Annotated in this window: 11 protein-coding genes; 7 read left to right on the top strand and 4 right to left on the bottom strand. The window is 34.6% G+C overall.

Annotation, left to right across the window (positions count from 1 at the left end; translation table 11 throughout):
* Positions 1-94: 94 nt before the first annotated feature.
* Together SIB89_RS07320 and SIB89_RS07315 are read right to left on the bottom strand one after the other, a co-directional pair.
* Positions 95-973, bottom strand: a complete 879-nt coding sequence (locus SIB89_RS07320) for an NAD kinase (protein WP_412561725.1) — start codon at positions 971-973, stop codon at positions 95-97.
* 1 nt (position 974) lies between these two features.
* On the bottom strand, positions 975-1,631 hold the full coding sequence (locus SIB89_RS07315) for a CBS domain-containing protein (RefSeq protein WP_155090204.1): 657 nt from the start codon (positions 1,629-1,631) through the stop codon (positions 975-977).
* A 91-nt stretch (positions 1,632-1,722) separates the two neighbouring features.
* On the opposite strand from SIB89_RS07315, the gene SIB89_RS07310 reads away from it, so the two are divergent.
* The 7 genes from SIB89_RS07310 to clpX all read left to right on the top strand — a co-directional run bounded on the left by SIB89_RS07310 (position 1,723) and on the right by clpX (position 8,132).
* A complete protein-coding gene (locus tag SIB89_RS07310; protein WP_412561724.1) occupies positions 1,723-2,436 on the top strand; it encodes a pyridoxine 5'-phosphate synthase in 714 nt (237 codons plus the stop codon).
* Entirely contained in the window at positions 2,433-3,197 is a 765-nt protein-coding gene (locus SIB89_RS07305) for an alpha/beta fold hydrolase (RefSeq protein ID WP_412561723.1), read from the top strand. Before SIB89_RS07310 ends, SIB89_RS07305 begins: the two co-directional genes overlap by 4 nt.
* 19 nt (positions 3,198-3,216) lie before the next feature.
* Positions 3,217-4,290 (top strand): energy transducer TonB, encoded by a 1,074-nt coding sequence (locus tag SIB89_RS07300; RefSeq protein WP_412561722.1) that lies wholly within the window; start codon positions 3,217-3,219, stop codon positions 4,288-4,290.
* 15 nt (positions 4,291-4,305) lie between these two features.
* The gene (locus tag SIB89_RS07295; protein ID WP_412561721.1) at positions 4,306-4,653 is read left to right on the top strand and encodes a phage holin family protein; all 348 of its coding nucleotides are present in this window, start codon (positions 4,306-4,308) and stop codon (positions 4,651-4,653) included.
* 81 nt (positions 4,654-4,734) lie between these two features.
* Positions 4,735-6,057 (top strand): trigger factor, encoded by a 1,323-nt coding sequence (gene tig, locus SIB89_RS07290; protein ID WP_412561720.1) that lies wholly within the window; start codon positions 4,735-4,737, stop codon positions 6,055-6,057.
* 87 nt (positions 6,058-6,144) lie between these two features.
* Positions 6,145-6,819: a ClpP family protease gene (locus SIB89_RS07285; protein WP_273289032.1), complete on the top strand. Its 675-nt coding sequence runs from the start codon at positions 6,145-6,147 to the stop codon at positions 6,817-6,819.
* Positions 6,820-6,902: 83 nt separating this feature from the next.
* Positions 6,903-8,132, top strand: coding sequence for an ATP-dependent Clp protease ATP-binding subunit ClpX (clpX, locus tag SIB89_RS07280; RefSeq protein WP_155090197.1), 1,230 nt, complete (start codon positions 6,903-6,905; stop codon positions 8,130-8,132).
* A gap of 265 nt (positions 8,133-8,397) precedes the next feature.
* Here clpX and SIB89_RS07275 read toward each other — a convergent pair whose 3' ends face one another.
* Together SIB89_RS07275 and SIB89_RS07270 are read right to left on the bottom strand one after the other, a co-directional pair.
* On the bottom strand, positions 8,398-9,606 hold the full coding sequence (locus SIB89_RS07275; RefSeq protein ID WP_412561719.1) for a hypothetical protein: 1,209 nt from the start codon (positions 9,604-9,606) through the stop codon (positions 8,398-8,400).
* A 145-nt stretch (positions 9,607-9,751) separates the two neighbouring features.
* Complete coding sequence (locus SIB89_RS07270; protein ID WP_412561718.1) at positions 9,752-11,269, bottom strand: GH3 auxin-responsive promoter family protein; 1,518 nt, start codon at positions 11,267-11,269, stop codon at positions 9,752-9,754.
* Between the last annotated feature and the right edge of the window lie 40 nt (positions 11,270-11,309).

Below are 11,309 nucleotides of genomic sequence, written 5' to 3'. Positions count from 1 at the left end.
TTTCAAAGTTTGCAAATATAATAATAATGATTAGCCTATAACAATTTGATGCTAATAGTCTTACAGATAAACAGAATTTGCTTGTATTTATTGCCTAATTGCGACGATCTTCACCCCAAAGTAGTTTTTTTCTTAGCGTGTCTAAAAAGGTTTCGTCTAAGCGCTCTACCATCTTAATTACAAAATCAGCTTTTTTAACGGTGACTGTTGTAGTATTTGGTAAGGTCGCAATTCTAGAGTCTAAGGACATTAGAAATTGATCTTCTCGACCATCAACCCTAAAGGTAACTGTTGTATTGTCTGGTATAATTAAAGGGCGCGCACTTAAATTATGAGGTGCAATAGGTGTTAAGACAAAATTATTGGCATCTGGTGCTATTACAGGTCCGCCACAACTCAAGGAATATCCTGTTGAGCCTGTTGGAGTCGAAAGAATAAGACCGTCTGCCCAATAGGACGTTAAATACTCATCATTGAGGTGTGTTTTTACCGTAATCATTGATGTGGTATTCTTTCTACTTAAAGCGATTTCATTTAGTGCAAAGTTGGTGTCTGTAATATCACTGTTGGTAGGCGAAGTGCTAACACTAAGCAATGAGCGCTCGGATATTTTATAGTCTCCTTTAAATATTTCAGAAAGTGAAGCTTCTATCTCATCAGTTTGAATAGTCGCTAAGAACCCTAATCTACCTGTGTTTATACCAACGATTGGGATGCCCAAGTCTCGTACAAAGGTTATAGCTCTTAAAATGGTTCCGTCTCCACCTATACTTATTAGTAAATCAAAAGTATCATCTAATTCTTTGAACTTTGCAATAGCAGAACTAGTTTGAATAGCTTCATTTTGAAGTTTTAAAAAATCTTCTTCAATGTAAACACCGACCTTACGCTCTAAAAGTACATCGAGTAGAATTTCGAATGCCTTTTGAGTAGATTCTTTGGCATAATTCTGACCGTAAACTGCTATTTTCATATTACATGTTTAGGTATTTGTCAAGATATTGAGAGCGCTCTCTTAGGCTTTCAATATAAGAATCATCTTCATGACCCGATACAATATTATAGCTGTAGCGTCTAAAGGTTTGAATAATTTCATTAAGACTGGCGTTGCCAATTTTTAAGGTAATTCTTACCAAATCACTGTCCATTTTAGAGATAAATGCACCCATCAATTTAGCATCATTGGACTCTACAATCTGACTAATTTCACTAAACGAATAATCGTGTATCCCTTTTTCAACAATTAGAATGCCTCCAGGTTCAGAAAAAAAAGGTGTTTCATTAAACAAGTGCATAATGTCATTGAGCTCGTAATAGCCAAGATACAGGTTGTTCTTATCCAAAACAGGCATTATGTTAGAGTCGTTTTGTGCAAAAGCTTCCAATACATCTAACCAGTTAGTGGTAGGTCTCACAAAAAAACCTTCGATAGTATAATTGCAGTCCCCAATGATTTTTGCACCATCAAAACAATGGGCATCAGTTTCAGAAATACAGCCCATGTAAACTCCATCTTTCTGTATAGGAATGTGAGAATATGTCAACTGATTAAAAAGCATTTGTAAATCGCTGATTTTATCAGTAATGTTTAATGGGTTTATGTCATTTATAACTAAATCTTGTAACTGCATAATTCGGGTTTCAATATCTTGCAAATTAATCAAAAATAAGCATAATAACCCAAGATGAGTTCTGTATTTTTGTAATACAAAACCCAATGGAATGACAAAGTTAAGCGTTAATATAAATAAGATTGCTACACTTAGAAACAGCAGAGGAGGCGATGTGCCAAATGTTGTGGAATTTGCAAAAGATGTACAACGATTTGGTGCGGAGGGAGTAACGATTCACCCAAGACCAGATGAACGCCATATTCGTTACCAAGATGCTTATGACCTAAAGCCAGAAGTTCATACAGAATATAATATTGAAGGAAATCCTATCCCTAAATTTGTGGATATGGTTTTAGAGATAAAACCAACCCAGGTAACCTTGGTGCCAGATGCAGAAGATGCCATTACCTCTAATGCAGGTTGGGATACCGTAAGGCACAAGGATTTTCTTATTGATGTGATTAAGGAATTTAAGAACAATGGTATAAGGACTTCAATTTTCGTTGACCCTGATCTGCACCAAATTGAAGGAGCAAAAGAAACAGGAACAGACAGAATTGAGCTTTACACTGAGGCATATGCACATCAATATAAGTTGGGAAATAAAGAAGGTATAAAACCTTATATGGCTTGTGCAGGTCTTGCCAATGCACTTCAATTAGGCATTAATGCAGGTCACGATTTATCTTTAGATAATATCAAATACTTTAAAGAAAACATTACAGGATTGTTAGAGGTTTCCATCGGACATGCCTTAATAGCAGAAAGCCTTTACTTAGGAGCTGAGAATGTGATTAAAATGTATTTAGAAAAGCTGAAATGATTTTATACTCCAATATTATAGGTAAAGGAAAACCCTTTGTGATTTTACATGGCTTTTTGGGTATGGGCGACAACTGGAAAACCTTGGCCAGGCAATTCTCGGAATCTAATTTTGAAGTTCATCTCGTAGATCAGCGTAATCATGGTCGCAGTTTTCATGCTGATGAATTTGACTATGAACTCATGGCTGAGGATCTGAAACGGTATTGTTATGAAAATAATTTGAGTGATATCGTACTATTGGGACATAGTATGGGAGGAAAAACAGCGATGCTCTTTGCGGCTAAATATCCAGAGCTGGTAAATAAATTGCTGGTTGCTGACATTTCACCTCGTTATTATCCTGTACACCACGATGCCATTTTAGAAGGTCTGAGTAGTTTGGATTTTTCTGAAATTAAAAGTAGAGGCGAAGCCGATGAAGCTTTAAGTGCTTATGTCCCAGAAATAGGTACACGTATGTTTTTGCTCAAAAATTTGTATTGGGTCGAAAAAGGCCAATTGGGATTAAGAATGAATCTTGAAGTCTTAAAGGAGCAAGTATCTGAAGTTGGTGAAGCTTTGCCTGTCCATGCTACTTTTGATAAAGAGACGTTGTTTTTGCGTGGAGACAAATCTGAATATATAGGCGAAACGGACGAAACGATCATTAATAGACATTTTCCCAATTCTAAGATTGTTACCATAACAAACGCTGGTCATTGGTTACATGCTGAGAACTCTAAGGAATTTTATGATGTTGTAATGGAATTTATTCAATAAAAAATAACTAATTTTCAATATGAAAAACATTTTTATACTTACACTTTTTTTATTCAGTATTCAATCTTCAATATCGCAAAACCGACCAGATGGACCATTTAAAGATTATCATGACTCGGGCGAATTGATGTTAGAAGGTCAATATAAGGACGGTAAGCGTGTCGGTGAATGGAAAGGTTATAATAAAAACGGACAGGTTGTTAATATTTCAAGCTTTACAAAGGGGAAAAAGGATATTCCTGAGATTTCTTTTTTTGATGACGGTTCGGTAAAAAGAAAAATCGAAAAAGAAGGTGATATTCATGTAGTAAGAGAATATGATGAGTCTGGTGGTTTGTTTTATGAACGTGCCTGTAAAAGCGGATACTATAAACAATTTACCGAAGAAGGGAAGTTGAAAATTGAAGCGAATTATAAAGATTTTCAGCTCTATGGTAAATGGAAATTATATGATGAAGATGAGAATTTAGAATGGAGTATCAGTTATGAAAATGGATATAGAAACGGGATGTATCAAAATTATCATAATAATGGTGAGATAAAGATTCAGGGAGTTATTCTTAATGACAGAAAAAATGGTGAAGAAAAACGTTACGATAATAATGGAAACCTAATTTGGAAGGGTTATTACGAAAATAATGAGTTTGCCAAAACATGGATTAATTATAACGAGAAAGGCAAAAAAATCAGAAAAATAAACACTAAGAAAGAAGATTTAGATATATTACCTACTGTTGTCCCAGATGGTGTGATAGAAAAATTTCCGATTTTTCCAGGTTGCGAAGACGTATTCGGAAACATGGCGAAACGTAAGTGTGCAAACCAGAGAGTAGCTGAACATATTGTTTCAAACTTTGACAAGAAAAAGATTGAAAAATTAGGGTTGTCACCTGGAAAAAAGCGCATTTATGTCATGTTTAAAATCGATAAATCAGGAACCGTTAAAGACATTAAAGTTAGAGGGCCACATCCTGAATTAGAAAACGAGGCTCAAAGAATTATAAAAAAATTACCAAACGTAGAGCCGGGTACGCAAAGAGGCGAGCCGGTAACTATGCCTTTTTCAATACCAATCGTTTTTATGGTAAATTAATAAAAAAATAAGACTATGAATTTAATAATCAGACTTTTACTAAATGCCTTAGCTGTTTTTGTTTTAGCACATATCCTAAACGGTGTAACTGTAGATGGCTATGTTGGTGCTATTATAGTAGCAGTGGTACTATCAATTCTTAATTTATTGGTAAAACCGATTTTGGTAATATTTACCTTACCAATAACAATAGTTACATTAGGTCTTTTTCTGTTAGTTATTAATGCATTAATCATACTTTTGGCAGATAAACTTATAGACGGATTTGGCGTAAGTAGTTTTTGGACAGCACTTCTTTTTAGTGTTTTATTATCCATACTACAATCGTTGCTACAATCCTTCTTAAAAGAAGACAAAAAGTAACTTAAATTCAATCACTTAAAACAATTGTTGGGTTGTAAAAAATATTGTATTTTTGCAGCCCAATTTTTAGTTACAAAAATAATGAACATTACAAGAGAAGACATTGATGCATTAAATGCAGTTGTAAAAGTGGATATCGCTAAAGAGGATTATAGCGATAAAGTAGAGAAAATCTTAACGGATTATCGTAAGTCTGCTAACATTCCTGGGTTTAGAAAAGGACATGTGCCAATGGGAATGGTTAAAAAGCAATATGGTAAAGCTGTATTGGTGGATGAGGTGAACAAATTGCTTCAAGATGCATTGGGTAAATATCTCGTTGAAGAGAAGCTAGATGTTCTTGGTAATCCATTACCAAAACCACAAGATGATTTAGACTGGGATGCAGATGCTTTTTCTTTTGAGTTTGAATTAGGTTTGTCACCAGAATTCGATGTTAAGTTAAAAGGAAAAAAAGCCATTACGCATTACAATATCGTCGCGGATGATAAGATGATTGATAATCAAGTTAAGCACATCCAAAAGCAATATGGTAAGCTTATTTCTCAAACCGAAGTCACTAAAGATTCTGAAGTAACAGGAAAGTTCACTAACGAGGAAAAAGGCATTGAGAATGTAGCGACATTCACATTAGATAAATTAAAAGGAAAAACAAATCCAAAGAAATTTATTGGTGCTAAAGTTGGTGACGTTATTGAGTTAAAAACTAAAGGTTTATTTAATGACGATCATGATTTAATGACGTTCTTAAAAGTGCCTCATGATGATGCTCACGGATTAGATATCAACGTTAACTTTGAAGTTTCTGAAATCAATGAGCGTGAGTTGGCTGATTTAGACCAAGAGTTGTTTGATAAATTGTTTGGTCCTAAAGCGGTAACATCTGTAACTGAATTGAAGGAAAAAATTAAGGAAGATTCTGAAAAGCAATTCAAACAACAAAGTGACCAAAAATTGTTGAATGACGTTACTGAATATTTGGTAGAAAGCACAAAGTTTGATTTACCAGCAGAATTTCTTCAAAAATGGATGCAAACTGCAGGTGAAGAACCAATGACAGAAGAACAGGCTAAAGAAGAATATGAGAAGTCTGAAAAGAGTATGCGCTACCAGTTAATTGAAGGTAAATTAATTACTGAGCATAACTTACAGGTTCAGTTTGAAGAATTGAAGGCTTATGCTATGGAAATGATAAAAGGGCAAATGGCACAGTTTGGGCAAATGAATCCTTCAGAGAAAGAATTGGAAGATATTGCAGCTCGTATACTTGGAAATCAAGAAGAGGTAAAACGCCTTTCTGAGCAGTTGATGAGCCAAAAATTATTAAACCTATATAAAACTGAAGCAAACCTTAAGACAAAGGAAATCACTTATGATGATTTTGTTAAAGAATTCTACAGTTAAGGGTTATTGAATAAATTAGTATCTTTAAGGCGTAGAACTGAAAAGTTTTACGCTTTTTTTTTTAATCAAAAAACAAATTGAAATTAAATGGATTACGGAAAAGAATTCGAAAAATTCGCTATAAAGGATCAGGGTATCAATAGTAACTATTACAGCAAAATAATTGATAGCATGTACCCTTCAAATTTAACACCTAATATTATTGAAGAGCGTCAGATGAATGCCGTTGCTATGGATGTGTTTTCACGTTTGATGATGGATCGTATCATTTTTCTTGGTACTGGAGTCAATGATCAAGTTGCAAACATCATTCAGGCACAACTGTTGTTTTTGCAGAGTGCGGATGCTTCAAAGGATATTCAAATTTATATTAATTCCCCAGGCGGAAGTGTATATGCTGGTTTAGGGATTTATGACACTATGCAATTTGTAAAACCAGATGTAGCAACAATCTGTACAGGTATTGCTGCTTCAATGGCTGCAGTTTTGTTATGTGCTGGTGAAAAAGGGAAGCGCTCTGCGTTAAAACATTCTCGCGTCATGATTCACCAGGTGAGTAGTGGTACGCAAGGTCAATTAAGTGATATGCAAATTGCCCTTAAGGAAACGATACGTGTTAAAGAAGAATTGTATAGAATCATTGCGGACCATTCAGGCAACTCCATAGAGCAAGTAGAGAAGGATTCTGATAGAGATTATTGGATGCGATCTCAAGAAGCCCTTAAGTACGGAATGATTGATGAAGTTTTAGAACGCAAGTAATAGTATTTACTTACGACTAAAGTATTTGAAGATAAAATAATGAGAAGATTTCCATTGTTGTGGAAACCTAAATGAAATTTAAAATGGCCAAAGAAGAATTAGAATGTTCGTTTTGTGGTAGGAAAAAGCCAGAAACAAATTTATTGATTGCAGGACTAGATGCACATATATGTGATCGCTGTATAGAGCAAGCGCATGGTATTGTTATTGAAGAGTCCAAGCAAACAGGCAATTCTGAGCTCAGTGCAGAACTGATGCTAAGAAAACCCAAAGAAATTAAAGCATTCTTAGACGAATATATCATTGGACAGGAATACACAAAGCGTGTGATGTCCGTTGCTGTCTATAATCACTATAAGCGTTTATTGCAACCACCTTCTGATGATGATATTGAGATTCAAAAAAGTAATATCATTATGGTTGGGCAAACAGGTACTGGTAAAACCTTAATGGCAAAAACGGTGGCTAAAATGCTCAATGTGCCATTGGCAATTGTTGATGCAACTGTACTTACTGAAGCAGGTTACGTTGGTGAAGATGTTGAAAGTATTTTAACCCGTTTGTTACAAGCTGCTGATTATAATCTTGAAAAAGCCCAACGCGGTATTGTATTTATTGATGAAATAGATAAAATTGCACGTAAGAGTGATAACCCTTCAATTACCAGAGACGTATCTGGTGAAGGTGTACAGCAAGCCTTGTTAAAATTATTGGAAGGGACTGTAGTTAACGTACCGCCAAAAGGAGGTCGTAAACATCCTGATCAAAAATTTATTGAAGTTAATACAGAGCATATCTTATTTATAGCTGGTGGAGCGTTTGACGGTATTGAACGTGTTATAACCAAACGACTCAATATGCAAGCCATAGGATATAGTACCGTTAAGGATGATACCATAGATAATGATAACATTTTACAGTATATCATACCAAAAGATTTAAAGGATTTTGGATTGATACCAGAAATTATTGGTCGATTACCTGTGTTAACTCACATGGATCCTTTAGATGCAGACACGCTTAGAGCCATTTTAACTGAGCCTAAGAATGCCATTATCAAACAATACAAAAAATTGTTTGCCATGGATGAGGTTGAATTTACCATTACTGAAGGAGCATTAAATTATATTGTAGAAAAAGCAATAGAATATAAATTAGGTGCTCGTGGATTACGCTCGCTATGCGAAGAGATATTAACGGAAGCGATGTTCGATTTACCAGGCTCTGGTGAAACCAAACTGAATGTCACCAAAGCTTACGCAGAAGACAGATTGTCTAAATCTACTTTAAAGAAGTTGAAGGCGGTGTCTTAGATTAAAAAAGTTTAATAAAAAAAGAAACCACAATCTCAAGATTGTGGTTTTTTTTATTGAATTAGGATTGATTAATATAATATTGCTGGCAATATTTTATAATTATTTAATTAAGGTTTAAATAAACTTAATAGCACATTTATTTACTGCTAATATAGAATCAACTTTTAGAGTAAAACGTTTTTATTTTCTTTTTTGGTTAAAGGTGTTTTAAATCTCGTTGTATGAAATTTCAATGCACTAAATGTCGTTAAATGGTTCACAACTATTTTTGGTTATAACTTACCTTAGAGGATAGTTTTAATATGGCCTTAAATTGGCTTTCCTCAGATTGAAATTTTAAAGAATAATCTTTGTAACCATCCTTAACCACCTTTAGTTGGTAGTCTTCAAAAGCTTTGATTTTAAAACTGTAAGTGGCATCATTACTTGTAACTTGTCGTTCTATCTCTTGCCCTTCACCGTTTAACAATACAACGGTTGCATTTGGTAATATTCTATCATCTTCAGTTATTACAATACCATTAAGCTCTTGATAAATTGCTCTCGACTGAAATCTATACAAGTTAAACGCATTGTTCTCATTGTCTTTGTTAGATGAGAATACGCCTTTCTTATGATCAATAAATATAAACGCAACTTCATCTTTCTCTGAATTAACAGCATACCCTAAATTTCTTGGAGTTTTGTAATCCGAATTGGTCACTGTAGAAATGAAGATATCATAACCACCAATACTGTTATGTCCTTTGGAAGAGAAAAACAATTCTGTACCATCTTTGGATGTATGCGGATATTTTTCGTCTTCAGAAGTGTTAATTGTACTTCCCAGGTTTTCAGGATGACCAAGTGAGCCATCAGCTTTAATTTCAGCTTTATAAATATCAAAACCTCCAAAACCAGCTGACATATTAGAAGAGAAATAGAGGTGCTTTCCGTCAGATGATACATGCGGATTTTCTATAGAGTAGTCATCACTACTAATAGAAAGCTCCATTTCATTGATCCAATTACCATAAGAATCTTTTTCCAATTCGGCTTTAAATAATTTATAGTTCAAGGAATTGGTACGCGTACTTCGTGTATAATAAATGGTATGTTCGTCTGGTGAAAAAGCAACTTGACCTTCATTGGCCTTAGTGTTTAAAATACGACTAAATAATAAAGGTTGCGATAATTTGCCATAAGCTTCAATATCCGTGCAAAACAAATCAGTGAAAGGTTCATTGGTAACAGGATCTACTCCGTTACCTAAACCGCCAATTTTCTTTGAGGATACCAAAACCAATTTATTTCTAAACGTGGTACAGGCAATTTCAGAATACTTGGAGTTAATTTTTGAAATATTTACAGTGTAAGTGTAGCCACTTTTGTTTCGGTCATCAACACTGTCTTTTGCAGGGTCTGTAGTATCTAATGAAGAGTAAGTACAGATCATAAGTGCCGATAACAGCACATGAATCGTAGATTTCATAACGTAGGGATAATGGATTAATAGCAATAGCAAATTACCAACAATGTTACACACCCTATGTTTTTGTCACTTTTTTTAGATAATAATCGTATTTATCCGACAATTATTAAGCAAATACTGATTTCATCGATGAAATTAGGTGGTTTTAGACTTCATTTAGACGCAATAACTCATCCACATAATCTCTAGAGTTGGATAAACGAGGGACTTTATGTTGTCCTCCCAGTTTATTATTTTCCTTAAGCCAGTCATAGAAAAGGTTGGTTCTGGCACAGTGAATTTTTGGTTTGTTTAACGTCATATTGTTATAACGCTTGGCTTCATAATCAGAGTTTAATGACTTTAAAGCGTTATCGAATAACTCTTCAAAATAAGACATATCCTCGGGTGGCCTTTTAAATTCAATGATCCACTCGTGAGCCCCTTTTTCTTTGCCATTCATATAGATTGGAGCCGCAGTATAATCCACAATTTCTGCTGAGGTTCTTTTACAGACTTTCTTTAGGGCATCTTCAGCATTTTCAATAATCAATTCCTCTCCAAAAGCATTGATATGATGTTTTGTTCTACCAGAAACTTTTATTCTATGCGGACTTAAACTCACAAAACGAATGGTGTCACCAATTTTATAACGCCAAAGTCCAGCATTTGTAGTGATGATTACGGCATAGTTTTTATTGAGCTCAACCTCACTTAAAGGAATTACCTTTTGCTCGCTTGTACCATAAGAATCCATAGGAATAAACTCATAGAAGATACCATAATCTAGCATTAGCATTAAATCACTAGAATTATTTTGGTCTTGAATAGCGAAGAACCCTTCCGAAGCATTATAAATTTCGTAATATCTAAAATTATTTTTAGGTAATATGGCTTTGTATTGGTCTTTGTAAGGATTAAAACTGACACCACCATGAAAATAAACTTCAAGATTTGGCCATATATCAAAAATACTTTCCTTTTCTGTCTTGTCTAAAACGTTATTGAGCAAGACAAGCATCCAAGACGGCACACCAGCTAAGCTAGTTACATTTTCATTAATGGTCTCGTCAACAATGGCTTGCATTTTAGTTTCCCACTCACTCATCAGTGATACTCTACTACTAGGAGTGCTGCTGAACTCTGCCCAGAATGGCATGTTATCTATAAGAATAGCACTTAGGTCTCCAAATACGGTTCCGTTCTCTTTGTAAAGTTCTTTACTGCCACCCAACCGTAAGCTCTTGCCAGTAAACAATTGTGCGTCTTCGTTATTGTTAAGGTACATACAGAGTAAATCCTTACTGGCCGCGTAATGACAGTCTTCCAAAGAGTCCATACTAACAGGAATGAATTTACTTTTTGCATTGGTTGTACCGCTCGACTTCGCAAACCATTTAATAGGCCTTGGCCAAAAAATGTTCTGCTCACCATTTCTAGATCGTTCAATTAGCGGTTGAATAATCTCGTAATTAACAATGGGAATACGATCGTTAAATTCTGCGTAGGTTTTTATAGAGGCAAAATCATATTGTTTTCCTATTTCGGTATCCTTAGCGAATTTTAATAAGCTAAACAGTAATTCATTTTGTACTTCATTAGGGTATTTCAAAAAGAGTTCAATTTGATGGAACCGCTTTTTTAAAAACCACGAAGCAATAGAATTTACTATGGGAATTGGCATGGATTATTTATCTTTTGGCTAATTTTGAGGTGAACCCATA

The sequence above is a fragment of the Winogradskyella sp. MIT101101 genome (genome assembly GCF_047126865.1).
Lineage (GTDB): Bacteria > Bacteroidota > Bacteroidia > Flavobacteriales > Flavobacteriaceae > Winogradskyella > Winogradskyella ouciana.
This window is presented reverse-complemented; position numbering and strand designations above follow the sequence as displayed.